The following is a 24,452-nucleotide window of genomic DNA, read 5'->3' as shown; positions in this document are numbered from 1 at the left end:
TGGCTTCAGCCGCTGAGGTCAAATCACTGTCAGGCGCTGCTCAATTTTCTCCATCGGAACGGGGCTCGGTATTACCCACTCGTGGCCCCATACAAGGCACGCAATTACCACTTAACGCCAAACGCGAAGGTATGCGCTACAGCACGCCATTTCGTTTTGGCATGGGCGGAACCCAGATAGGCAACATATTTGCACCTGTTGACGATGCACAGGCCTACGCCGTATTGAATCAGGCGTGGGAAGCTGGAGTGCGGTATTTCGACACTTCGCCGTTTTATGGTTATGGACTCAGCGAACATAGACTGGGCCAGTTCCTGAGAAGTAAACCGCGTAATGAATATCTGGTATCGACAAAAGTCGGACGAGTCTTCAAGGCCAGTCCGGGTGCGAAAGTCGATGACTCCTTATGGACCGAGCCACTGCCATTTCGCTATGAATATGATTTCACCGCTGCGGGAGCACGTCGCTCTGTTGAAGACAGTCTGCAACGCCTGGGTCTGGCCAAGATAGATATCGTCTATATCCATGACCTGGGGCCGGATAATACCGAGCTGCCTGGTTCATGGCGCAGCAACTTTGATATTGCTGCCAAGGGAGCGATGGCAGAACTGACGAAAATGCGCGAAGAAGGCCTGATCGATGCCTGGGGTTTCGGCATCAATGCCCCCGACGCGGCAATACTTTCTGCCGAAACAAATGTTCCGGTCCCGGATATCATGTTGTTGGCCTGTCAGTATTCGATTATCGATCACCAATACGCCGTCGAAAAAACCTTCCCGGCGCTGGCCAGCAAAGGAATATCGGTAGTTGTTGGTACTCCGCTGAATGACGGATTTCTGGGTGGCCGAAATCGTTATAACTTCAGTACCAAACTGCCTGCTGGAGTCGCGGAGAAACGAGCCCGGTTATTCGCAATCTGCGACCGGTTTGGCATCGACATGCGCACGGCCGCCTTGCAGTTCGCGGCGGCGCCAAAGATAGTTTCGGCGATTATTCCGGGCGCTCGCGTGCCAGGGCAGGTCACGGCGAATGCGCAGTCGATGAATGTCAGGATTCCCGGGCAGTTCTGGGAAGTGCTGCGGGAGGAGAAGATTATTTCTTCGGGGGCGGAAATTCCGGGTTGAGTTTTGGGTGGTCTGGTAGTGGGGCTGATGTTTTTTACTGCTCCAGGCAGTCCCAAAGGCGTCTGGACCTGCGCATATTCCCTTTCCCTTGAATGAAATTTCCTAGAAAATCCCGCCCCCTTGCGAGTGACTGTTCAGATGTCTAGTGTGCTGCGTCGCTGCCAAATCAGCGACCAGGTTTGACGACCTGAACCCTGCACTCGCAATTGCGCTCCATGCTGCCTCCTGCATTCATACAGGAGGCATGCCTTATGGCGGCTGTGCGTCGGAGACCTTCGGGTCTGCCGGTGTGCGCGAGTGAAGGCCGGTTCGTCAACCTTGGCACAGCTTCCACCCCATTCGTTTGACGACGTCTCCGGCAGCTCTTTTTCTCACAAGGAGCTTTCACACAATGGACCTTCCATACCCGTCACCTCCCTGTACCGACCACTTTGAGCCCATCGTCTTCATTCGTCACCATCGTATGCTGCGCGCCGTGATGCTGGACGCTCAGGCCTGGTTTCCTTTATCGGATCTGGCTCGTTTGATGGGCAAACAGCTAGACGAACGCTCCACCTTCAAACTTGTTATGGGTGAAGTTGCGGGATCTGCCCGAACTGGCTCAGGTGCAACCTGATTCGACAAGAGAGCCTTGGTGGCGGAGATGGGGTTGCGGGCGTAAATCGTTTTCTGTTTGATGAGGGGTGATCGTTTCTGGCTTTGAGAGTTGGAGGCGATCGGTGTTTGTTTTTTGACTTGTAATGGACGGTGCGAAGCTGGGATGCACTGCCGCTTTCCGGCACTCAAAGGCTATCTGGATCTCCGAAGAACATTCCGAAAAGGCTCTAGCTCGGTAGTTTCAGTTTGAAAAAATCTTAATATGCCCCCAATTTTGCCTGCATTCATGCGCCGTACATGAGCGATCACGGTAGTCACAGCAGAGCGGGTGACACCCGGCGGCGATTAAGACCGGGTGAGCACCCGGCGGCCCAGCTGCCGGTGCAGATAGCAGCACCTAACCTGCGGCTCGGGCGGGCCTGTGGAGGGTGCTGGATACGCTGAATGGTCAATGGTCGCGCCAGCCTCGGTGGAACGGTTCACCTCTCGATCTTTGCAATGGCCTGCTGTAACTCCCGAGCGTCCCCCCCCAGCGCACCGGTGGCCTGGGCTGCCAGTTTCAACAGCATCTTGCGCGCACTCATAATGGCGTCCTCGTTGAACCGCTCGGAGGGGCCCGAAAGGGTCAGGGCGCCTTTGAGTTCGTTTTTCATGCCGAACACAGGTACCGACACCGCTGCGGTATCGGGATCGCGTTCGCCAAAAGAACTTGCCCAGAGTTGCTCGCGAACATTGGTGAGTGCATCAGCAACAGACGGGCCGAAAGTCCGCAGAATCTTTCCCGAAGCCCCTGCGTTAAGTGGAAAACGATCACCCTCGTGAATGGAAACCCGCACGGAACGCTTGGGTTCGACGCGGAAAAGCACCACCCGACTGTCGTTTTCGATGACGTAGAACGAGGAAGTTTCCCCGCTCTCTTGCGAGAGCGTTTCGAGTATTGGGTAGATGATGTCGTGCAGGCGAAATGAACTTTGGTAAAGCGGTGCCAGCCGAAGGGGTTCGTGGCCGATAGCGAATTGTCCGTCCGGCAATCGACGAATGTAACCGGCTCTTTCCAGGGAGATCATTAAGCGCAGGATGGTACTTTTGTAGAGGCCGGTGCGGCGCGCCAATTCCGCCAGTGGTAACACGCTGCACTGCGTGTCGAAGGCGCCTAGTATCGCAAAGGCGCGGTCCACCGCGGCAACGCCGCCGTCAGCGGGATCTTTCTCAGGTTTTTCGTTACTGTTCATGGTCGTTTAGGCCAGTGATTGGGCTGCAAATCCATCATCGTGAGTAGGCTCACCCCTGCGACTGGTGAGCAATTTGACGATACCTTACCCGCAGCGCCTACTCGCCGACTAGTCTGTCTGGCAGCACATGATTCTGGCCCTGAGCATTCGCTGCTCAAGCGTCACGCATGAAGAAACGCAGCGACAGGGCCATCAGCGCGGCAAAGAACAGTACGCACCCCATGACCATCAGGCCAGCGGTGAACGACTGCGTGGCGTCTTTCAGATAGCCCATCAGGTAGGGGCCGACAAAGCCTCCGAACGCGCCAAAGGTATTGATCAGCGCAATCCCTCCCGCGGCGGCCCGGCCTGAAAGGAACTTGGCCGGCAAGGTATAGAAGATGGTTTTCGCGGAAATCGTCCCGACCAGGGCCAGGGTGATGCCTATCAGCGCCGGGACCAGTGCGTTCATGTTCAGTGCGAACATCAACGCCAGGCCCGCCAGCACTAGCGCAATCACCAGGTTGAGGATGCCTCTGCCTGTGCGGTCGACATACTTGGCCCAGAACAGCAGGCCTAGTGTGGAGAAAAAGTAGGGAATGGCCGCGACCCAGCCGATCATGCTGATTTCCACGCCATGCGCCTTGAGCATCTGTGGAAGCCAGATGCCAATGCCGTACGTGCCGATGGTGAAGCTGAAGGTGATCGAGCTGAGGATCCACACGCGTGGATCTTTGAGTACAACACTGAAGTCATGGCGTTTCTGGTTCTTGCAGGCTTCCTTTTCCAGCATGTCGTTCAGGGCATCACGTTCTTCCTGCGTCAGCCATTTGGCTTCGCTGGGGCGGTTTGCCAGGACCTTCAATGTGATCAACCCCAGCACACACGCCGGAATGCCCTCGATCAGGAACATCCATTGCCAGCCGGCCAAGCCCCAGATGCCGTGCATCTGTAGCAACCAGATCGACAGCGGGCCGCCGACCAGAAAGGAAATAGGGGTAGCCACGGTGAACCAAGCCAATACCCGTGTACGGTATTGCGCGGGGAACCACAGCGTCAGGAAGAAAATCACGCCAGGGAAGAAGCCCGCTTCCGCCACACCCAGGATGAAGCGCACGGCATAGAAACTATAAGGGCCGATAACCCAGGCTGTGGCCGCTGCGGCCAGGCCCCAACTGATCATGATGCGTGCCATCCACACCCGGGCCCCGAAACGGTACATTGCCAGGTTGCTGGGCACTTCGCAGAGGCAGTAGCCGACGAACATAATGCCGGCGCCCAGTCCGAACTGGGCCGCAGTAAGGCCGAGCTGATCAGTCATCTGCAGCGCGGCATAACCAACACTGGTGCGGTCCAGATAGTTGAAGAAATAGGCCAGTGCAAGCAGTGGAATCAGGCGCCAGGCGGCTTTTTTCATCGCTCGGCGTTGAAGTCCGGAATGCACTTCAGGCTGGGACTGGGGCAAGTGGGAAGCCGTGGTCGTGACGTTAGCCATGACTGTATCCTCGGTATTGTTGTTATGGATACCGTGGCGGGATAAGCCGACGGTTCTAGCAGAATTTCGTGCGGTTCCGGCACTCCGTTCTGCGGTTCACGCCGAGCCTCCCTCGGCGCGTTCAGATTTATTGGCAGCCGCAACGGGCCCAGGCTGGCCTGTCGTGGCGCCGGTCAGGCGCTCTTGATCGTGCCTGTGGCCTCAAGGGCGTCGATCGCCTCGGCGGTATAACCGAGTTGTTCCAACAGTTCCCGAGAGTGGCTACCCATTTGCGGAGCATTCAGGCGTGCGCCAAAACGCTGGCCGTCCATCTCGAAAGGGAGCATCGGCACTTTCACGGTCTCGCCGTTGGGCAGAGCCAGTTCTGTCATGCCACCGGATTCGTTGAGGTGGTGATCGTCGAACAGGTCGTCCGGGCGTTGAATCGGGGAGAAGGGCAGGCCGGCCTGTTCACACAGCTTCATCACCGCCTGCTTGCTCATGCTGCCAACGCGTTCACGTACCAATGGCATAATCTGCTCGCGAGCAATCACACGCTGGTTGTTGCGCGCCAGAGCCGGGTCGTTGCCCAGTTCCTGGAAGTCGAAGACGGTGCAGAACGCCTGCCATTGGCTATCACTCACCACGCCGATAAAGACCTGTTCGTTTTCTTGATCCGTATCGAACACGTCATAGATCGCCCAGGCAGAAATGCGGCTGGGCATGGGGGCGGCAGAGGCGCCCGTGACCACTTTCTGCATCATGTGCTGGGCCACAAGGAACGCCGAGTTCTCGAAGAGTCCAGTCTGGACGAATTGACCGCGCCCGGTTTCCTTGCGCTGCAGCAGGGCCGCCAGGATGGAGACGGCGCTGAACATGCCGCCCATTACATCGTTGACCGACGCACCGGCACGTAGTGGGCGCCCGACAGGGCCCGTCATGTAGGCCAATCCGGTCATCATCTGCACGACTTCGTCGAGTGCGGTGCGGTTTTCGTAGGGGCCCGGCAAGAAACCTTTCATCGAGCTGTAGATGATGTCCGGCTTGATGGTTTTGACCTGTTCATAGCCCAGTTCCAGTTTTTCCATGGCTCCGGGGCGGAAGTTCTCGGTGACCACATCGGCGGTGGAGATGAGTTTTCGCACCGCTTGCTTGCCTTCGTCGGATTTGATATCCACCGCAAAACTCTTCTTGTTGCGGTTGTAGGTCATCCAGTAGCCCGCGCCGGAGCCCATCAGGCGACGGGTGTTGTCGCCCTCTGGCACGGGCTCAACCTTGATCACCTCGGCACCGAGGTCGGCGAGCAGCAGGCCGCAGGTTGGGCCCATCACCATGTGGACGAACTCGATCACGCGGATCCCGGCCAGTGGCAGCTGTTTTTCTTCTGGCTGGCTCATACGCGCTCCTTGGCATAGGTGAAGTTCTTGCCCACGCCGGCATCCGGGATGAAGCCATACAGCGGTTCACCTGGCAGCCCTTTAACCAGCCAATCCCGTGCATGAACCAGGCGGTCAAGGTCAACGCCGGTGCGCAGGCCCATCGATTCGAGCAGGTAAACGAGGTCTTCGGTAACGATATTTCCCGAGGCGCCTGGTGCGTAGGGGCAGCCGCCAATGCCGCCTTGGGAACCATCGAACGTGGTGACACCGGCTTCCAGTGCCGCCACGACATTGGCCAGGCCCTGCCCGCGAGTATTGTGAAAGTGCGCACTGCCGCTGAGCGCGCCTATTTCGTTGCGTAGCCGGATGAATAGGCGGCGCACTTGAGTGGGGTTGGCATAGCCGACGGTGTCGGACAGGCCGACCTCATCTACACCGAGTTCGGCCATTCTCATGGCAATGGCGAGGGTCTCGTCATCCGTGACCACGCCTTGAAGCGTGCAGCCAAAAGCCGTGGAGACGCCTGCTTCTATTTGGATACCGGGGAAGCGTTCGTTGCGCAACGCAACCACTGCCTTCACCTCTTCGAACACCTGCGCGTGAGTCTTGCGGATGTTGGAGATCGAGTGCTGCTCACTGACAGAGATCGGCAGGGTGATCTTGTGTACACCGGCATGAAAGGCCGCTTCAGCCCCACGAAGATTAGGCACCAGGGCGGTCACGTGCAGGTTCGGCAGTGTCAGCGCATGGGCCACTACGAGCGCACAGTCCGCCATTTGCGGCAGCAGCTTGGGAGGCACAAACGAACCCACTTCAATCTCGCGTAGGCCTGCTGTCGCCAGGGCCGTTATCCATTCCAGTTTGAGTTCGGTAGACATGATGGCGTTGACGCTTTGCAGGCCATCACGCGGCCCCACTTCACTTACCAGGATGTCGATTTCAGCGGCGTCTTTCACAGTAGGTTCTCCTCATCTGCGGGACAGCCTGTTGAACATTCACGCAATGCGGCGGTTAGGAAAAGCACGTATTGTTATGTGTGTTCTGTCAGGCAGAATATTGTTCTATTTATAGTGTTAGCCTTAAAAATACCTGCTGTCAACGGCTGTCTCGATGCACTCTCAACCCCCTGCATCCCACGCATTCAAAGAGCTTCTGGTTATCCCGCGGAATAATCTTCGCTCTGCGCGCGCAACGCCCCAGCGAAATCTCGCGCTTGACAGGCGATCAAAATGCTTGGAAAGTTATTCCGTTAGAAGGAATGGTGTTCTATCTAGTAGAACATATAAAAACAAGAACTTCTGTGCATCTGGACGGCAGGGTGTTACCTGAAGCAATTAGGTTCGCCTTCCTTGTCACGATGCCAGTTGATACGCGGAGTGCTGCCATGAGCCTGTATCCCCCACCTCAGGAGAGGACCACCGAAGTCTTCACCCGGCTGCCCGAAAAGTTCTGGCGCAACGGCGACTCGGATTGGGTTCGCGCCAACAAACCGGGCCAGAAGGTTGCCAGTTTTCTGGAAGGACCTTCTTTCGACCGGGCCGGCAATCTTTACGTGACCGATATCCCCTACGGCCGCATCTTTCGCATTTCACCGCAGGGGGAGTGGGAGTTGGTCGTGGAGTACGACGGCTGGCCCAACGGCCTGAAAATTCATTGTGATGGCAGAATTTTCATTGCCGACTACAAGCGCGGCATCCTGGTGCTGGACCCGCTCAGCAAGCGTATTGAGCCTTTCCTTACCCACCGTCGCAGTGAGGGCTTCAAGGGCGTCAATGACCTGTTTTTCGATCGTGAAGGGCGTCTCTACTTCACCGACCAAGGCCAGACCGGCATGCAGGACCCCAGTGGCCGTGTGTTTCGCTATGACCTGGAAAACCAACGTCTGGATTGTCTGTTGGATAACGGACCGAGCCCCAATGGCCTGGTCATGGACCTGCACGAGCAAGCATTGCTCGTGGCCATGACCCGGGGCAATTCGATCTGGCGCCTGCCCATTCAATCGGACGGCACGACGTCCAAGGTCGGAGTGTTCACGGCCATGGCGGGCGGGGTGAGCGGCGCGGACGGCATTGCACTGGATGACCAGGGCAATCTGTTCGTTTGCGATGCGGGCAATGGCTGTGTATGGGTCTTCGATCGCCATGCGGTGCCTCTCTATCGCCTGCGGTCCTGCACAGAAGGACGGACCTTGACCAACCTGGCGTTTGGCGGTGAAGGCAATCGGCACCTGTTCGTGACCGACTCTTCAACCGGCCACATCCACAGGATAGCCATGGAGCATCCTGGCAAGCCGATGTTCTCGCACGCCGCTACGTAACTACTGATACGCAAGCCCAAGGCGCGTGGATTCGATTCGCCTCGAACCGCGCTAATGGCTGCTCTTTGCCCAAACAAAACCAATAAGAAGAGGGACACATGCTTACGATCCTCAGCTACACAATGATCGCCTGCTTCATGTACCTGATCATGAGCAAGCGACTGTCACCACTGGTTGCGCTGGTGCTGGTGCCCATCGTATTCGGCTGCCTCGCCGGGTTTTCCACCGCCCTGGGCCCGATGATGCTCGACGGTATGAAAATGCTCGCCCCGACGGGGATTATGCTCACCTTCGCCATCCTGTATTTCTGCATGATGACGGACGCAGGCCTGTTCAACCCGCTGATCAAGTTGATCCTGAAGCTGGTCAAGGGCGACCCACTGAAAATCGTGGTGGGCACCGCGATCCTCGGCATTTGCGTGGGCCTCGACGGGGATGGTGCAACGATGTACATCATCACCACAGCAGCGATGCTCCCGCTCTACCGCCGTACGGGTATAAGTCTGCAAGTCATGGCGACAGTGCTGATCCTGACCATTGGTGTGATGAACATCCTGCCGTGGGCCGGCCCGTTCTCCCGCGCGGCCAGTGCCATGCACGTCGACATTACCGACCTGTTTATCGAGATGATCCCAATCATGATTGCGGGGCTTGGCTGGGTGATCTTCAGTGCATTCTGGCTCGGCTTGAAAGAACGACGCCGCCTCGGGATCTTGACGCTCGACAACGATGAACTCATGGATCAGTTCACAGAGTTTCGCCTGGGTGACTGGCGCTTTCTGTTCAACGCCGCGCTGACCATCACCCTGATCGCGCTGATGATGCTCAACCTAATGCCACTACCGGTGCTGTTCACCATCGCCTTTGCCCTGGGCCTGATGGTCAACTTTCCCACGCTAAAGGCGCAGAAGGCGGTGATTGGCAAGCACGCCGACAACGTCATGGCCGTCACCTCGCTGATTTTTGCGGCAGGTATTTTTGTCGGCATCATGTCCGGTACCGGCATGGTCAAAGCTATCTCCGAAAGCCTGATCATGGTCATCCCGGATTCCGCCGGGCATTTCATGTCGGTGTTTACCGCCTTCATCAGCATGCCATTCACCTATGTCCTGACCAACGACGCCTTCTACTTCGGCATTCTGCCGATCCTGGCCGAGACCGCCAGCCATTACGGCATCGAAGCGCAGGAGATGGCGATTGCGAGCCTGATCGGTCAGCCGGTCCACCTGCTCAGCCCACTGGTAGCCTCTACTTATCTGCTGTGCGGCCTCCTGGATGTGGACTACGGCGACAACCAGCGAGCCTCCATTTTCTGGTGCGTCGGTACCTGCCTGGTGATGTTTGTAGCCGCTGTCGTGCTGGGTTCTATCGATATTTATAACTGAGGGTCTACGCCGTTATGCGGGGCGATTCACCACACCGGTTTTGCCATGGAGTATGACTTCACAAGCCTTCATCGGAATGAGCTTCCAACCCTCACACTCTGGCCGGTCACCTACACAGAAAAGCTGTTCGACATCACTCATATCTTCAAAGCTCACCGTTTGCGCAAGGATTACAACGAGCTTTTTGGCATTGCTGCATCGTTGTGCAAGGCTGTCGATTGGCAATACGAGCGTGAATGGCGCTGGGTAATTCCAGATGGCGATAGAGAGGTCAAAGGCTTCAACCGTCGAGCGCCCCTCAAGGCTGTTCATCTTGGGGCTGAAATCTCGGATGCGCATGCGCTTGAGATCTTGAACATCTGCAGCTAAATCGGCATCCCGGTCTACAAGGTTACGCTCGCGCCCAATGAGTTCCGGATGATCTCGCTGCCCACTAACCTAGATGATTGGTGTTCCATGAATGGACGGCAGCAGGGCAACATGCCTTGGGAGTGGATGATGCAGGAGGAGCCATTTCGGAGCGATCTGCCAGCAGAAGGCACTGACACGGCCTAAGTGCATTGTTGGTTACTGGTGTGAGGTGGCAGGCATGGTGAGAACTTCACGAGCCGCAGCACTAGGCGACTCGTGAAAGCCGATCGGAATCTACGATTCGAGCCCCAGCGCTTGTCTCATTCGCATGATCGCCATATCCGTCTCTCCGTTGGGCAGCGTCTCTGCTCGGTCAAGTACATCAACACGTGAGCCTGGAAGTGAGTGTGGGTGTCGAGAGCGACTGATTTAAATACATACATTTATGGTTTCGACTTCGGATCATAAGCTCTCGGGATCCCTAAAAAACATTTTGACTGGGCTATAGCGGAGTATTTTCAGCCTGAAAAAAACTAATTATGCCCCCAGTTTTGCCCCCATTTACACTGGGTGCGAAAGTGCTCGCGAGCGGCGATTTCTCATGGACACCAGTATGGCAGTGGCAGGCTTCCGGTGTAACTCCTCATTGGATCTGGAGGTAGGGTGCGGGGCTCATTAAGGACACGCTAATCCGCTCTCGCTCGAGAGTAACAACTCCGATCGGCTGTGTTCGACCCAATATTTGCATCCGCGTGCTGGGCTTGGAGGTTTCTACGAAATCAGGGGCTGATTCACTAAACCCAACAAGCCGCTCACGGATGATCAATTGGTTTTCACTCAGAGAGGCCCAATGCGGGTCACCACGTGGCGAATCTTCAGTTTTCGATACTGTTTCAAAAACTATCGGGCACCGATTATTCCGCTGAAAGCCTCAGACTGGACTATCGACTCGCAGAGAGTCGGGTCGGAGCTATTCTCATCAATAGTCTGTTTGGCCTCCGGCTGGGGGATCCTTTTCAAACCATCCAAAGAATGCGTGTTGGCGCTGATGCGGAAGAGCCCTACCTGTTGGGGCAAGACTGCCCCACCATGGATAGGTAGATACCCCGCGCAGACCGCCCTAGTCTTGAAGGCTGCTTGGGTCAGCGCTTTTTCGGCAGTTGAGTCAATTCTTCATCAGCACCTACAACCGGTAGAAATTATTGGCTCTGGATGCCTGATAGGTACGAGGTATAGCGCCCGCAGCTCCGATTTGATCTAACATTTGGGTGACGCATCATCAATCTTGAAAAGCGTTGGCCCGCACCCCCATCGCGGGCCTTTTTCTCGCTCAAGTAACTGCTGATTTACTATCTATAGTATAGGTAACTAAGCCAGCTCCTCGATCAAGTTGACGTGGTGGGGGAGAATCTTGAATTTCCTTTCTGGCGCCTCTTGGTACTTCGCAGCGCTCAGTGCGAGCTCTGTCAAATTGACATCTGCCTCGTTCAGTAAATGCCTCAGACCTTCTTTGGTTACGTTGTTCTGAAGTAGCATGGGCAGCAGGCTGATGAAGGTTGATGTATTGCTGCGCATCAGTTTCAGTGCAGTAATTGAGCTCGGGGTAGCGGTGTGGTCGAGGAGCTTGAGGTATTCATTTTCAGGCGACTTCAAGGCACCGACTGTCCACCGTACTCGGCGGATAGCAAGATGCTGTTGCATGAGTGCCCAGAAGTCGTCTCCATAAATGTCAATGCTCAACATTTCAGTTGTGGCATCCCACAGTGCTTGAAAGAGTGCGGAGGATTTGGGCGCGACTTCGGGCTCTAATGCGTCCTGGTCACTGGCGGTGCAATCAAGGATTCCCAACCCAATGTCCACTAGCGTACGCATTAAACCTGAGGCGTCTGCCGGCTTCCAGTCTCCCGAAATTTGGTATACTGGCCGGAACTCTAAGATCTCCCTCAAGACGACGCTGCCCTTCCACATCTTCAGCCAGTGATTTGTGAAGTCATCACTCAAGGCGATAGAGAACCCAAGTACTCGGCAGGCGTAAGTGTTAGGTTTGTTAGCATGATATTGATCTGTATGGCGCCTGAGTTGCTGACCCTTCTTCGAGTTCCAGTCAGTCGGTGTTAGGTACCATTCTTTTATGAAATTTTTTACATCGGGCGCAGAAAATTGCTCGGGCATTTTTGAATGCAATAGCGCGAGCATCGATTGATACACCCATGGCTCCCAAGAGTTGTCTAACATTTTGGAGATGCTTTTTGAGGACGAAGGGCTGATTTTTTCTGCTAATGCCCAGAAAATATCCTGGCTATCAAGAATTACTTTGCGACTAGGGGCTCTGATAGGAAAGTAAAGGTATTGGCGAGTGAGCCATGTGCCCCAACGTTTAAATATTCCTTCGAAGTCAGATCGTTGCGCCAGGGTATCCACGAAGCGGGTAAGGAGTGATCTGATATGCGGCTCCAAAACGGCTGGAGGGTGCTCCGGGCTGTCTCCTAAATGAACTATCTTGGCGCCTCCATGCCGGATCAGGCTGGGCAGCAATGCGCCACCCTGCCAAGAACCATCGCTTTCAAAGCTAACGGGAGCTTTAAGTGTCATGTGTTCCCAGAGTTCAAGGTTCCTGTCAAACTCGGGACTGTCGAGTATCCGATTAAGGAGAATCGGGCTCTGCATGAAGTTCATGAGTTCGAAAAGCTTGTTGGGGCTTAGGTTCGCCAATAATTTAACCCATGACCAACTGGAACTATTAGTGTAGCTCTCCCGGAGGTGCCCGTGCCAAATTTCATCTAAGGTGATTGGATTTTCAGGATCCATCCCATGTTTTTCGAGAAGTTCTTTCTCGGCATCGTTGAAATGCTTATCGGCTAATCCCAAGATTACAGATTTAAACTCAGTGTCTTTATTGGCTATGATAAGCGCGGCATCAACCCAAAAATTCTCAATCCACCGGGAGTGGCGAGCCAATTTCCAAAAGGCACTAAAGCGGTTTTCGGTTTCCGAAGAGGCCCATGCCACTACTATTGCAATGATCAAGGTCGCCTGTATGATTGGGTCGTCAGAAACGTCCCGTTCGTCGGGCGCGATATTCAATTGCGCTGTAAACCGGCTTAGCGCGGATTTCGGGTTGTCAGGTGTAGCTAAATAGTCCCTAATCGAAGAAATCAATTTCTGGGGAGGTTCAAAGTCGCCATCGGCAAAGCTCTTTATCAATGACATAGCGATGGTGTAGCTTTTGAACATGCGAGATTCATATGCTGGCGGTAATTGCCATTCTGTGCTCATGCCGATTTTCTCGATTTTGTATTAGACCTGTCCCAGGCTAAGTCAAAGAACTCTACCGCTTTATGGGTGTTGGCATCCCATCCGCGGCTGACAGCATTGACCCCCCGGTGAAAACCACCAACTGTGGCACCGAAGTGCCACAGTTCGTCGTCGATTATCGCAAATGGATCATGGATGTGGTTGAAATCACTGATCGAAAATAGAATTTTTATTTCAATGGGGGTGCCGATTTTCCTCGTGAATTGGTCACGAGTTCTTCCAGTTCGGCAAACTTAGACTCTATTAAGCCTTTTGATTTATGACCGCTTGTAAGGATCCTCACTGACTTTAGCTGCTCGGTAAGAAACCAATCTGCAACTCTCTGGATTCTGTTACTGTGATCATATTTTTCCCCGTCCTCAGAGAATATATGCTTGTCGATAATCCATACTCTTGACTGTGACGCGCTAATGGCTTGGGCAAATTCGTCGACTATCTGAACATGCTCAACATCCCTTCGGGCCATGATGGCATGAAAGCCGGGAAAGTGATGTCGGCTTTCGCCTTCCTGATATGACGGCTCGCGCGGGATCAATAACTGTGGAGTCAGTTGGATTCCGACGACTGTGTCAATGTTTACCGTAGATACGGGCGATAATTTACGCATCGGCTTCATCCGCCGGCGCTAAAAAATCATCCAAAGTGACCGATAGATCATACAAACTCATGAGGTGAGTTAGAATGATTTCGCCGTGTGGCACTCGCATAACGAGCGTTGGACGCGTGCCGATCGAGTTAAGCGAGCTGCCCAGCATCCAAACGCGACCGTCGACAGCGATAAATCGATCATGGAAGAGGCTGCTTTTTGATTTGACGACTTTGATTTCCAAGTCGTTATTGTGCACTCTGTGGAATGCGCCTAAGGTTTTTTCGAATAAAACTCGAAAATCCTGCAGCGGCTCTTCAGGCTCAGAGTCCGTCTCTTGATCTGCATTTTTGTTGAATGCCTGGAATGAAGTCAGGACTTTTATTTTGATGTCGTCGCGCTCAACGGCGAATAGGAATTGATTTATCTGGTTTGCATTAAAATAGGGGTCAGCTATAAATATTGACGAGCGTGCACTCTTGATTTTGCTTATGATATGGACAAGTGCTTCCTGGCGTTGTCCAGACATGAACCATGTCTGGTCATAAATTTTGGCGCTGTGATTAAGAATGCGTTCGCTTTTTGCGTCGATCAAGCGTCGGTACGCGTCCGTATTGTCTATCGGATCACCGTATGTTTGGGAGGAGGCTACCGTTTTCTTCTCAGTAACATAATTGTGCTGCGGGCTTTTCTTTCCATCCCTTTCCGGGACAGAAATTCTGTGTCGCTCCTCGATAACCTCAGTAGTCAGGTTCATCTGCCGCATGAATGACCGCATGGGTGTTTGGATCAGCACCCCTCGTTCTTTATGAGTTAGAGTTAATCCAGAGATATGGATCGCGGAGGGCCTATTGATTTCAACTAATCCATCCTCAGGAACGTCATAGGTTTCAACTGAGGTTAGCATTCCTTCTTGCCCTTCGAATGTCGTCACCCTGAGATCTCGAAGAGTCTGCCCTTGATGTGGCTTAAGATGAAAATACAGGGATTCAGAGCCGTCTTTTTTGGGGTCAACAAATTGCCTTATTGAGTGTACATCACGGTCAGGAACGGCGAGGGTCATGCCGCCTAGGTATTCTGGGTACTCTCTAAAGTCAACATGCATGTGATGCTCGAGGAAGCGGAAGGCTTCTTCGGATTCTTCGGTTTGTCCGTTAATATCCAGGAAGTCTGGCCAAGCTTGACTGTTGGAAATGCGGCGTGAATATCGAATAATGCCTTGATTGCGAAAAGGCATGGAGGAGTTTTCACGCTTAGCGGCTGGATCTTCACCCTCAATCGGCACACCTAATACTGGCCATCTAGGAAAGTCACTTAAGTGACCAACGTAGAGCGGGGTTCCATCACGTTCAAGTTTGTCATGGATGGGGGAGGGCGTTTTCATTTCATGAGATGCGCTTCTGTACCACTGAATCGCCTCTTCCGCTTCCAGAGTGATACGATCAATTTCAATGGTACCTTCCTTAAGTTTTTTTAAAAAAGGTTTGATTGGTCTTGGTGGAGGCTGTCGTCCTGGGGCCAGTAACCATACAGATGCGAAAGTCAATCGTTTAGGAGTGTCTTCTGCTGTGGGGGCAGGTGGCGTTAATACTGCTAAATGGACAACTGCATGCTTGAATCCTTCAAGAGATTTTGAATGTTGTTGATATTGTTCTTTGCTGTCCATGTGGGGCTCATTCTAAATGTTTGTTTGTGCGGTTCTGTATTAGGCGATTATCTAATTGGCGATAGTTTAAGCAGGGCAAGAAAGCAATCTTGCTTCTTGAGCGCCGCGTCCAGATGTTTGATGTAAATGGTCGTATACATACTGCTAAAGGGCGGACAGCAGTGTGCTAATCAGCAAAGGGGCACAAAAAAATCTGCTGAGTGAATCGTCCATGCGCTGCCTCAGGAGGGGGGTATTCTTCGGCCAGACTGACCCGCAAGATCCCACAGACGAGGAACGCCGAAGTTGAAGTTGTCTTGGGCGCTTCTCCAGCCGACTGCCTGGCACTGCTCCAGAATCGGCAGAATGTAGGTGATGTTGGTAGGGCCCGCCTTGCCTTCTGCTCTGTAACGAGTCACCCGGCAAAGAGGGCCGGTTTTTTCGTACGTATGGTTGGAACTGATTTCCACAGCGTGTGCTTGGCCGAAATGATTGTTACCGGCGAGGTAGTCCAACGTTTGCTGGAAAGCTGCCCGAGTCAGCGCCAACTGCGAGTCTTCCGATCCGGTCTCAATCACAACGCGATTTGCATCAACGGTCGTGATCCGGAAACGGGCGCCACGCGATGGTGTTTGCAGTTCCTTGCCTTGCAGGCGGCTGATCAATGCCCAGAGAGTATTGTCGACTTGAATGATGTGCTGCATGGGGTAATTTCCTTTATTGCTGAACGGACGCTAGATTTAACCTGAAGCGACTTATGGAATCTTGATACCCAACGCATTCAGCGATGGCGTATCCATCCGGCCATTCACGGTCAGCCCACTGTCTATCTGAAAGGCCATCAACGCACCACGTGTCGCCTTGCCCATCACGCCATCAATGGTGCCTTGATAATACTGGCGCACCATCAGCGCGGTCTGCACACGGATGACCAGGTTGCTTTTTTGCTCATTGGTCGCGCGGCTAGTGCTCGAACTTGTCCCGCTGGTAGTGCCAGACGACTTATAAAGACTGTTGCTGCTTGAGGTGCTGCTCGAAGCACTCGGCGCGCTGTAGCTTCGGGTACTGGTAGCGGGTGGACTGTAGTAGCGAGGTGCGCTATAGCCACCCGAGCCGCTGTAGTGAGAACTATGCGAACTGTGGGATCGGTGTGAACTGTGCGAGCGATGTGCCGCATAGATGTTGACGGTGTCTGGCGCATTGAGCGTATCGGCAAATACCGGGGGCTGTAGTTTATCGTTGGGTTGCCAGTTCGCATCGGCGAGTTGCAGATGGCCCGCCTGTGCCAGGGTGGTACCTGCTATTGGCAGCAGACTGATCCCACTGATCAGAACTTTCCAGCGGTCGAGCAATTTCACTGTGCACTCCTTGCATAGGCGCTAAAGGCCTCGGTCGATAGTAGTTGTACGCCGCGGCTCTGCCAGCGGTCGGTGTGGGATTTGAAGAAGCCAGAGCAATGTTTGACGGCAGCGCATTGTTGGCATGTATCGATGAACAGATTCTTCCAGTCTGAGATGCTCTGGCGGGCGAAACGCGAGAGGTGGGCCGGGATCAGGCACAGGGGCAAGTTGTAGATCGAAACCGGCACTCCGCGGTTGAACAGGAAATACACGGCCTGGCTCAACGACTCCTGATAGTCCAGCGGGTCAATCCACAGTTCTTCGTAGTTTTTCCTGGCCAGGCCGGTACTCTCGATACCCATCAGCGCAACATGCCGCACGAAGGGCAGGTTCCTGAATACGTAGTGAGCGAGTTCGGGCAAGCGTGGCGTGGTCAGGCGATTGAGCACCACGCGTATCTCGATGATCTGGTTGGCGCGGGCCAGGTTGTAAAGACCTTGCAGGGTTTCGCTGAAAGCGCCTGGAGCCTGCACCACATGGTCATGGTCTTCGGCATTGTCTGCATAAAGCGGGATGCCCCAGCTCAACTGAGGGTGGCCGATGGTAGAGATCGCTGCGATCCAGCTTGGGTCTTGGAACAGACGCCCGTTGCTGAGCACATGAATGGATTTCTGCGGCAAAACGGCTTTGCACTTGGCCAGGATTTCGAGCAAACCGTCGCGATAAAGCGTTGGTTCTCCGCCGCTGATTCCCAGGTTTTCCTCGCCCGGGTCCATCAGGTCGATCAGCCGTAGGTTCTCCTCGATGTGCCAACGGTCATCGATATCTTTGGGCGGCTGCGAGCACATCAGGCAGAGGCTGTTGCAACGGTCGGTCATGAACAGCAGGTTGCTGTCTGAGCCTCGTCGATAGAGCACTCGCACCAACGCGTTGCCTGGTGTGATGGCAATGACATCGCCGGGCTGCACGACATCCGTATCTTTTGGGGTGTGCAGGTGTGGCCGCGCGCTGTCGAAGTCTCCGATCAATGGCTCCGGGATCAGGAATCCACCCACTGGTAATGAGAGCAGATGCGGGCTCCGTAGCCGTTCTTCGTTTGGCAGCCAAAGCAGCAGGTCACCGAATTCAGCGCTTCCGGCACAAACAGCCAGGCCTTGTTCGATGAATTCATCCAGAGTGATGACTTTGAGCAGTTTCGGCTCATTCAGGTGATGGATTTCGAAGCGGGTATCTTTGCGCAGCATCGCCGTCAGCCCCTGTAACCCGGAAATCGAACATCGTTGTAAGAGCGCCTGCTCAACCAAGACAGCAGCACTCTCTGCACGTTGTCGTCGCCATCGCAAAGCAGGCCGAAAAGATGCTTCAGCAGCCCCATGTTCTTCTTGCAGAAGCTGCTGAACACTCGGTGTCCGATCGGGTCAGATTGACGGGCGTAGTGTTCGATGGGGTCAGCACCGCAGTACGGGACAAGTGCGCAATCGGAGCAGCCCGGCAGCGCCTCTGCTACACCACTGGCGAGCAACGCATTCATAACGGGCGATGCGAGTAATTCAGACAAGGGTTGCTGCACGGTGCCGAGCCTCAAGCCGTCTTCACCCATCTCCAGCAACATTCGGGCTTCGTCCGAGGGATAGACGTAACCGTCATAGTTGTAGACCAGCGCCGCAGTGCCTGCGCCAGCGGGGGAGCGCAGGTCTACATAGCCGGAGGAGAAGGGTGTCAGGATATTCTTCAGCAACAGGCTCGTATAACTCTCTGAAAGGTATACGCCCTGTTGGTTGATAAGCAGCAAATAGGCCAGTGCCTTCTTGTAGAAGGCCAGGTATCGCTCAATAGGGTAATCAAGTCGATGGGCACTCTTGGTGGCAAACCCATAGGGGCTCAAAGGCCGAAGCGAGATGCTGGAGAAGCCCTGGTTTACATACTCATCGATGATCGCTTCAGGTTGTTCGAGGCTTCTTGAAGTCAGCGTGGTCAGCGCGGAAACTGCATCATGGCCAAGGCGCTCACGGACCCACTGGATGCCTTTTACAGTGCGTTCGTAGGAGTCTCGTGACGGGGTAGGGCGGTTGGCATTGTGCAAGGGCGCCGGCCCATCGAGCGAGGTGGAAAACTGGATGCGATTTTGTTCTGCGAAGTCGAGTATTTCCTCCGTCAGGTGGTGCAGCGTGGTGGTAATGACGAACTGGATATCCCGTTGTTCGACCACGTTCCGTTCAACGACCCATTCGACAATCTGGCGGACGCGCCCGAAGGCCAGAAGCGGTTCGCCACCCTGAAACTCCACAGTCAGGGCGGGAGCGTTCGATTCGAACAGGCGATCGACCGCCGCCTGTGCATCCGCTTCCGACAGGTCGTGGCCGGATCCGCCCAGAGGGGCCCGCGACACCTGGCAGTACTGGCAGGTGTGGTTGCAGCGCAATGTAACCACGAACAAGTGCAGTGCAGGGCCCTGGAAGAGGAAGTCTTTGCGGCTGCGATACTGCGCGGCCATTTCCGGGAACGGGTCGTGGCGACCTGATTCGTAGATGAAGTGGCGGGCCAGCAGGTCCTTGTAAAAAGGCGTACTTGCTTGAACGTCGAAGTAACTGAGGGCTCGTAATTGCGCGTCGTTCACGTGCATGTACTCACCGGTATCGGAGGTGAGTAGGATGTCACGGTCTTGTCCCGTGTTCATGCGCATGAATCGAAAAGGCAGCAAGCGGTAGTGCTTGGCGTCTGTCGCAATTAGTGTCACTGGGAAATCCCACATCCAGCGAGCGCGGCTCGGGCCAGGATTTCACGTAACCCTGCTGTTTCGCGGTTGATATGGTCGCGCAGGGCGAAGTCGTTCAGGTGCTGGAGGATCAGTGAGTGAGCCTGCTCCGGGGAAAGCGTTAACCTTGCTTCAGCGGGGTGGGCCGTGAGGCTAATTTGATTGGCTTCAATACCGATCTGGATTGCGACAGTGTCGGCCAGTGAATAAGCGGCGCGTTGCACCACGCTGAGCGGGTAGGCTGAGATATCGAGCTTCAGCGTGACTGGCCATGTCATCGGAACCGCTCCTTAAAATCCGTTGGGAACGTGTGGATATTGCCGCTTTCCGAGGCATTATGCCATCATAATTTTTTACATTTGCACGCATCTATTCAGTGTGAATGCGAAGAATCATCAAATGTTCATCGGCTGCATGTTCACCGTTTCGCTGAAAATCTCAGGCCGGTATAGCAACTCACAGAGAGTCCGGTCAGAGCTATCCTCATCAATAGCCTGCTTGGCCTTAGGTTGGGGGCATCCTTTTCAAACCATCCAAAGCATGCCCTCAGATGTGCCCCCAATGTAGCAAACCACCGGAAATGAATGGAGCTCCATGGTTTGTGGAAAGGCAGAAATGATCAGCCGAACAGCCTGCCAGACGACGTCTAAAGACTCTCAGGATCCCCAAAAAACATCTGAATCCGCGACCTCAACCACCTTTCCCCCGGATCATTATCCTGCGCCCCGCGCCAGGCCATATGCAGTTCAAACGTCTGCGTCTCCAACGGCAGATCCTCCGCACGAACCCCGCCAGCCGCCGTCAACACCTGCGCCGCATAGTCCGGCACGGTGGCGATGATGTCGGTGCCGGTCAGGAGTGTGGCCAGGCCGTTGAATTGCGGGACGGCCAGGACGACGTGGCGTTTGCGGTTGATTGCTTCGAGGTATTCGTCGATGAAGCCGCTCAGGTCGCCGGCGAATGACACCAGGGCGTGCGGGCGGGTGCAGAAGTCGTCCAGGCTCAGGGCGCCGGGGATCGAGTCGGCGCGCAGCAGTTGCGGCTTGCTCCTGCGCAGTACCTTGCGCTTGGCGTTGGCGGGCAGGTCCTGGGTGTAGCTGACGCCGACCGAGATTTCGCCAGAGGCCAGCAGGGCGGGCATCAGGATGTAATTGACTCGTCGGATGACCAGCACGATGCCCGGTGCTTCCGAGCGCAGGCGCTTGAGCAGGGTTGGCAGCAGGGCGAATTCGACGTCGTCGGACAGACCGATGCGGAACACGGTGGTGCTGGTCGCCGGGTCGAACTCCGAGGCGCGGCTGACTGCCGTGGAGATCGAGTCCAGCGCCGGGGAGAGCAGGGCGAAGATTTCCGTCGCACGGGCGGTGGGTTCCATGCTGCGCCCGGTACGCACGAACAGCGGATCATCGAACAGCCCGCGCAGGCGCGAGAGGGCTGCGCTGATTGCCGGTTGTCCGAGAAACAGCTTCTCGGCCGCACGAGTAACGCTTCGTTCATGCATCAGGGTTTCAAAAACGATGAGCAGATTGAGGTCGACGCGACGCAGGTCGTTGCGATTCATGCGGGGTATCTCGGGCCATTTGTCGATTTGGTGCATTGCGAGGTTGCGATAGTACGAGCAAACGCCGATAACGCGCATCGAAAATTCATTGTGCCGCCTTAAATGTCCACACAGGTTGCAATGTTTCGTCGACATGCCAACAATGGCCGCCCATGAGTACACGGGCTTGCAGGGATTGTCAGGCGCTATCGCCCGGCCCATGAGAGACAATCGATGACAGGCATGTCGACTATTAATAGCTACTGATAGTGTTGTCGGCAGAGCCCGGATAGAGTTCACGGCATCAAGGTATACAAGGCGAGGTTCTAAATGTCCCGCACGATCCGTTTTCACCAGTTCGGCCCGGCCGAGGTGCTCAAGGTTGAAGAGCATCCTGACGCGCTGCCCGCTCCCGGCGAGGTGCAGGTGCGTGTCCAGGCAATCGGTGTCAGCTGGTATGACGTTCTCTGGCGGCAAAATCTTGCTTCCACCCAGGCGCGTCTGCCTGCTGGCCTGGGCTACGAGATGGCCGGTGTCGTCACGGCTCTCGGCGAAGGCGTCAGCGACCTGGCCGTTGGCGACAAGGTCGCCAGCTTTCCGGCTGCCGATGCCAACCGGCATCCGGTGTATGGCGAGTCCATCGTATTGCCGCGTTCGGCATTGACCCGTTATCCCGACGTGCTGAGCCCTGTCGAAGCCAGCGTGCATTACACGCCAATGCTGGTTGCCTACTTTGCCTATGTCGATCTGGCACGGATCAAGGCCGGGCAGACCGTTCTGGTCACGGATGCCAGTCACTGTTCCGGTCCGAGCTTCGTGCAGGTCGGCAAAGCGCTGGGCGCAAAGGTGATCGCGGCGACCAAAACTGCCGATGCGCGTGATTATCTGCTGTCGCAAGGTGCCGACAAGGTGGTGGTGACCGAAGAGCAGGATCTGCTCATGGCCATCAACAAGTACACCGACAATCGCGGCGTGGATGCCGTGTTCGATGGTCTGGGCGGTCCGCAGATGTCGATCATGGGCGATGTGCTGGCGCCGCGTGGCAGCCTGGTGCTGTATGGTCTGCAAGGTGGCAACCAGACACCGTTTCCAGCCTGTGCGGCGTTCCAGAAGAACATCCAGTTCTTCGTGCATTGCCTGGGCAATTTTACCGGCAAGCCCGAGCTGGATATCGTTCAGGACGCCGAGGCGCTGCAACGTGCCTTGCGCGACATCAATCAGTTGACGGCCGATCGGGTCCTGCTGCCGCTGCCGACTCGCAGCTTCCCGTTCGAGCAAGTGGTTCAGGCCCACCGTTACATGGATACCTGCCCGATTGGCGGACGCGCAGTGCTGGAAATCGATCCGCTGTAGTCCGTGCCACAAGTTCCTTGAAGCCCTCCTGTTCCGGAGGGCTTTTTTATGGGTGAAAGTTTCAGTCGGGATGCTTTTTCAGAGGCGGAGTTAGTTGTTTAAAGAATTCTCCGCGTGTCGGGATGAGTGGTTGTTGGGTGATGAGGTTTTAAAAGTTTTAGTGATGATGCTTTATGTTTAATTTGTCTGTCAGACACACACGGCATCGAATAGCATTTCCTACGGCCTGAAAAGTATTTTTTGTCGGGCGCTTCAGCGCTGTGAATGCGTAGCCCGTTTCCAGAGCGCTTGCCGGGTGGCTCAGGCTCGACAGGGCCGGGCATGGGGGGTGCGGGGTGGAGTGGTGCGCATTAAACCAAATGTTTATTAGTGGGCTTTGTTTAAACTTGGTGTATTGCTTTTGCTGTTGAACTGTACCTTGTAATTGTTTTAGGGATACCGATAATAGTTTGGTAATTCTTACTCAGGGAATGAGTCATGATCGATTATAAACTCGCGTATAAGCCTGATATTAAATGCCGCCCTTGTAGTGTGCCGTGCCTTGATAAAGGGGTGGGTGAAAAAGTATGAGCTCCATTCACGAACAAGCCATGAATTATGTCTACCAGCAAGTGTTGCAGCGCTTGCTGGGCTACTTCACAAGGGCCGAGCGCACGGCGCTGCAACTCTTGATTCAGCGATTGATCGTTGCAGCGGGCGGTATCGAGCGGATTTCCAGCTTCAAGGTGTTGATCGCTTTCGGCGGCGGCAAGGACAGCGCTTATACGCTGGCTTTCCTCAGGGCTGCGCAACTGAGTATTGCCGGTCGGTCGCCCGGGACCTTCAATCTGCGAGTGGCCAACATGCGCCATGTGGGCATGACCCAGGCGGTGATGGATAACATCCATCGCACCTACTCGGCGTTGTTCCTGTATGACGATCCGCGGGTGGAAATGCTGGTGGTCGACAATCAATACACCCAGACCTTCGAGCCGGACCTGCCGTTCTCCAGCGCCGGGCGCGAGCAGAACCGCTCGGACATGCTGCTTGGCGGTCATCTGACGGCGGGCGATGGGCGCACAACCTTCTGTAATCGTTGCTACCTTGGGCTGGCCGAGTTTCTGGGCCGGGCTTCGAGCTGGGGTAGTGGTGTGGATGCGGTGGTCAGTGGCGACTCGCGCAAAGAGCAGAAACACTACGTCACCTGGGCGATGCGTCTCGCCCAGCGCACGGGGCAGGGTAAAGGCAACTGGAGTGGCCAGAACCTCAATGGCATCCTGCGAACCATCGGCAACATTGGTCAGGCTTATTTCCATGAGCTCTATGGCGAAGGCGATGAAGAGGCCAAATCGCCGCGCGCCATCGTTTATCCCAATCAGGCGGTTGTCCCGGCATTCATCAGTATCTGTGACCTGGTCAATTGCAAGGTGGAGGAGCACTGGAATCTGCTGACTGAGTTTCTGGGCTTTCGCTTCGATGACCTGGCCTTTGCGTTCAGCGAGTCGGACTGCGCCAATCCGCTACTGATGGCCCATATCCGCGGTCTCAAGGCGCAATACCTGCAAGGCCGTCGCTATGCCGAGGGGATTGCCGAGTACCTGTCTCTGGCGCGGGTACTGATGCGCAGGAAACAGATGCCGTCGCGGCTGATCAAGCAGGCCATGGATAGCTATGAAGGCCCGGAACGTATCGAATCGCGTCGTGAGCTGGCCGCCAGTTATGCGCAGGACGGATTTGGCCTGAACGAGGCGCAACTGGTGTGCATGATCTTCTCGCCCTTTGTGGATCGCGGGCGGGAGCTTGAAGCCTTTCTGCGTTCCTGCCATCCGGGGATGCTGGTGGCATTGCCGGACCTGCACAAGGTGCTCTCGGGCCTGACCGCTCCCGAGCAGGTCATGCAATGGCTGGTCGATATCAGTGGCCTGAGCCTCAAAGGCTTACAAAACCTGTACTGCAAGTCGCGGGTCAACTTCGACAACGAGAGCTCGATCATCGCCAGGGTCCGTGCCGCCGACCCGGATAAATGCCGAATCGTGACGGTTGACCCCGAAACCGGTGGTGTCATGGCTGAAGTGCTCTCCGGCCGTTGAGTCTCTGTTCG

At 55.2% G+C, this 24,452-nt stretch carries 18 protein-coding genes and 1 pseudogene; 7 read left to right on the top strand and 12 right to left on the bottom strand.

The genetic code is table 11. The features are described 5' to 3' along the window. The first annotated feature begins 131 nt into the window (after positions 1–131). Positions 132–1,124, top strand: a complete 993-nt coding sequence (locus ALQ04_RS08890) for an aldo/keto reductase (RefSeq protein ID WP_310886503.1) — start codon at positions 132–134, stop codon at positions 1,122–1,124. 391 nt (positions 1,125–1,515) lie between these two features. Further along, positions 1,516–1,689, top strand: a pseudogene (locus tag ALQ04_RS27215) (phage antirepressor); the annotation flags it as partial. 511 nt (positions 1,690–2,200) lie between these two features. On the opposite strand, the gene ALQ04_RS08880 reads toward ALQ04_RS27215, so the two are convergent. From ALQ04_RS08880 to ALQ04_RS08865, 4 genes are all read right to left on the bottom strand, one after another. Further along, positions 2,201–2,953 carry an IclR family transcriptional regulator gene (locus ALQ04_RS08880; protein WP_122315372.1) on the bottom strand — a complete coding sequence of 251 codons (753 nt, stop codon included), beginning with the start codon at positions 2,951–2,953 and terminating at the stop codon, positions 2,201–2,203. 154 nt (positions 2,954–3,107) lie between these two features. After that, complete coding sequence (locus ALQ04_RS08875; protein WP_122315371.1) at positions 3,108–4,427, bottom strand: MFS transporter; 1,320 nt, start codon at positions 4,425–4,427, stop codon at positions 3,108–3,110. Between the two features lie 173 nt (positions 4,428–4,600). Further along, complete coding sequence (locus tag ALQ04_RS08870) at positions 4,601–5,803, bottom strand: CaiB/BaiF CoA-transferase family protein (RefSeq protein WP_122315370.1); 1,203 nt, start codon at positions 5,801–5,803, stop codon at positions 4,601–4,603. Continuing rightward, entirely contained in the window at positions 5,800–6,741 is a 942-nt protein-coding gene (locus tag ALQ04_RS08865; RefSeq protein WP_122315369.1) for a hydroxymethylglutaryl-CoA lyase, read from the bottom strand. Before ALQ04_RS08865 ends, ALQ04_RS08870 begins: the two co-directional genes overlap by 4 nt. Positions 6,742–7,169: 428 nt before the next feature. On the opposite strand from ALQ04_RS08865, the gene ALQ04_RS08860 reads away from it, so the two are divergent. From ALQ04_RS08860 to ALQ04_RS27210, 3 genes are all read left to right on the top strand, one after another. Next, positions 7,170–8,102: an SMP-30/gluconolactonase/LRE family protein gene (locus tag ALQ04_RS08860; protein ID WP_122315368.1), complete on the top strand. Its 933-nt coding sequence runs from the start codon at positions 7,170–7,172 to the stop codon at positions 8,100–8,102. Positions 8,103–8,200: 98 nt separating this feature from the next. Then, positions 8,201–9,487, top strand: coding sequence for a CitMHS family transporter (locus ALQ04_RS08855; RefSeq protein WP_122315367.1), 1,287 nt, complete (start codon positions 8,201–8,203; stop codon positions 9,485–9,487). Between the two features lie 45 nt (positions 9,488–9,532). Then, positions 9,533–9,856, top strand: a complete 324-nt coding sequence (locus ALQ04_RS27210) for a hypothetical protein (protein WP_409077246.1) — start codon at positions 9,533–9,535, stop codon at positions 9,854–9,856. A 1,350-nt stretch (positions 9,857–11,206) separates the two neighbouring features. Here the strand turns inward: ALQ04_RS27210 and ALQ04_RS08840 are convergent. From ALQ04_RS08840 to ALQ04_RS08800, 8 genes are all read right to left on the bottom strand, one after another. Next, positions 11,207–13,114 carry a hypothetical protein gene (locus tag ALQ04_RS08840; RefSeq protein ID WP_259644971.1) on the bottom strand — a complete coding sequence of 636 codons (1,908 nt, stop codon included), beginning with the start codon at positions 13,112–13,114 and terminating at the stop codon, positions 11,207–11,209. A gap of 638 nt (positions 13,115–13,752) precedes the next feature. Then, complete coding sequence (locus ALQ04_RS08830) at positions 13,753–15,405, bottom strand: VPA1262 family N-terminal domain-containing protein (protein WP_122315364.1); 1,653 nt, start codon at positions 15,403–15,405, stop codon at positions 13,753–13,755. Between the two features lie 221 nt (positions 15,406–15,626). Next, entirely contained in the window at positions 15,627–16,088 is a 462-nt protein-coding gene (locus tag ALQ04_RS08825) for a hypothetical protein (protein ID WP_259644970.1), read from the bottom strand. A gap of 51 nt (positions 16,089–16,139) precedes the next feature. Continuing rightward, positions 16,140–16,742, bottom strand: coding sequence for a His-Xaa-Ser repeat protein HxsA (gene hxsA / locus ALQ04_RS08820; RefSeq protein ID WP_122315363.1), 603 nt, complete (start codon positions 16,740–16,742; stop codon positions 16,140–16,142). Continuing rightward, positions 16,739–17,968, bottom strand: a complete 1,230-nt coding sequence (gene hxsC / locus ALQ04_RS08815; protein ID WP_122315362.1) for a His-Xaa-Ser system radical SAM maturase HxsC — start codon at positions 17,966–17,968, stop codon at positions 16,739–16,741. Before hxsC ends, hxsA begins: the two co-directional genes overlap by 4 nt. A gap of 5 nt (positions 17,969–17,973) precedes the next feature. Then, positions 17,974–19,461 carry a His-Xaa-Ser system radical SAM maturase HxsB gene (hxsB, locus tag ALQ04_RS08810; protein ID WP_122315361.1) on the bottom strand — a complete coding sequence of 496 codons (1,488 nt, stop codon included), beginning with the start codon at positions 19,459–19,461 and terminating at the stop codon, positions 17,974–17,976. Continuing rightward, entirely contained in the window at positions 19,458–19,757 is a 300-nt protein-coding gene (hxsD, locus tag ALQ04_RS08805; protein WP_034103415.1) for a His-Xaa-Ser system protein HxsD, read from the bottom strand. The genes hxsB and hxsD overlap by 4 nt, the downstream gene beginning before the upstream one ends. Positions 19,758–20,125: 368 nt before the next feature. Beyond that, positions 20,126–21,040: a LysR substrate-binding domain-containing protein gene (locus ALQ04_RS08800; protein WP_122315449.1), complete on the bottom strand. Its 915-nt coding sequence runs from the start codon at positions 21,038–21,040 to the stop codon at positions 20,126–20,128. A 309-nt stretch (positions 21,041–21,349) separates the two neighbouring features. Between ALQ04_RS08800 and ALQ04_RS08795 the strand changes: the two genes are divergently transcribed. Together ALQ04_RS08795 and ALQ04_RS08790 are read left to right on the top strand one after the other, a co-directional pair. Then, a complete protein-coding gene (locus ALQ04_RS08795) occupies positions 21,350–22,372 on the top strand; it encodes a zinc-dependent alcohol dehydrogenase family protein (protein WP_122315360.1) in 1,023 nt (340 codons plus the stop codon). A 566-nt stretch (positions 22,373–22,938) separates the two neighbouring features. Continuing rightward, the gene (locus ALQ04_RS08790; RefSeq protein WP_122315359.1) at positions 22,939–24,441 is read left to right on the top strand and encodes a hypothetical protein; all 1,503 of its coding nucleotides are present in this window, start codon (positions 22,939–22,941) and stop codon (positions 24,439–24,441) included. The last annotated feature ends 11 nt before the right edge of the window (positions 24,442–24,452 follow it).

The organism is Pseudomonas cichorii, from assembly GCF_003700275.1.
GTDB lineage: Bacteria > Pseudomonadota > Gammaproteobacteria > Pseudomonadales > Pseudomonadaceae > Aquipseudomonas > Aquipseudomonas cichorii_B.
The sequence above is the reverse complement of the archived record's forward strand: the minus strand, read 5'-3'. Positions and strand labels throughout refer to the sequence as shown.

Coding starts and splice junctions, on each gene's coding strand:
- ALQ04_RS08890 (WP_310886503.1), top strand. CDS start 132: ATGCGCTACAGCACGCCATTTCGTTTTGGCATGGGCGGAACCCAGATA.
- ALQ04_RS08880 (WP_122315372.1), bottom strand. CDS start 2,953: ATGAACAGTAACGAAAAACCTGAGAAAGATCCCGCTGACGGCGGCGTT.
- ALQ04_RS08875 (WP_122315371.1), bottom strand. CDS start 4,427: ATGGCTAACGTCACGACCACGGCTTCCCACTTGCCCCAGTCCCAGCCT.
- ALQ04_RS08870 (WP_122315370.1), bottom strand. CDS start 5,803: ATGAGCCAGCCAGAAGAAAAACAGCTGCCACTGGCCGGGATCCGCGTG.
- ALQ04_RS08860 (WP_122315368.1), top strand. CDS start 7,170: ATGAGCCTGTATCCCCCACCTCAGGAGAGGACCACCGAAGTCTTCACC.
- ALQ04_RS08855 (WP_122315367.1), top strand. CDS start 8,201: ATGCTTACGATCCTCAGCTACACAATGATCGCCTGCTTCATGTACCTG.
- ALQ04_RS27210 (WP_409077246.1), top strand. CDS start 9,533: ATGGAGTATGACTTCACAAGCCTTCATCGGAATGAGCTTCCAACCCTC.
- ALQ04_RS08840 (WP_259644971.1), bottom strand. CDS start 13,114: ATGAGCACAGAATGGCAATTACCGCCAGCATATGAATCTCGCATGTTC.
- ALQ04_RS08830 (WP_122315364.1), bottom strand. CDS start 15,405: ATGGACAGCAAAGAACAATATCAACAACATTCAAAATCTCTTGAAGGA.
- ALQ04_RS08825 (WP_259644970.1), bottom strand. CDS start 16,088: ATGCAGCACATCATTCAAGTCGACAATACTCTCTGGGCATTGATCAGC.
- hxsC (WP_122315362.1), bottom strand. CDS start 17,968: ATGCTGCGCAAAGATACCCGCTTCGAAATCCATCACCTGAATGAGCCG.
- hxsD (WP_034103415.1), bottom strand. CDS start 19,757: ATGACATGGCCAGTCACGCTGAAGCTCGATATCTCAGCCTACCCGCTC.
- ALQ04_RS08800 (WP_122315449.1), bottom strand. CDS start 21,040: ATGAATCGCAACGACCTGCGTCGCGTCGACCTCAATCTGCTCATCGTT.
- ALQ04_RS08795 (WP_122315360.1), top strand. CDS start 21,350: ATGTCCCGCACGATCCGTTTTCACCAGTTCGGCCCGGCCGAGGTGCTC.
- ALQ04_RS08790 (WP_122315359.1), top strand. CDS start 22,939: ATGAGCTCCATTCACGAACAAGCCATGAATTATGTCTACCAGCAAGTG.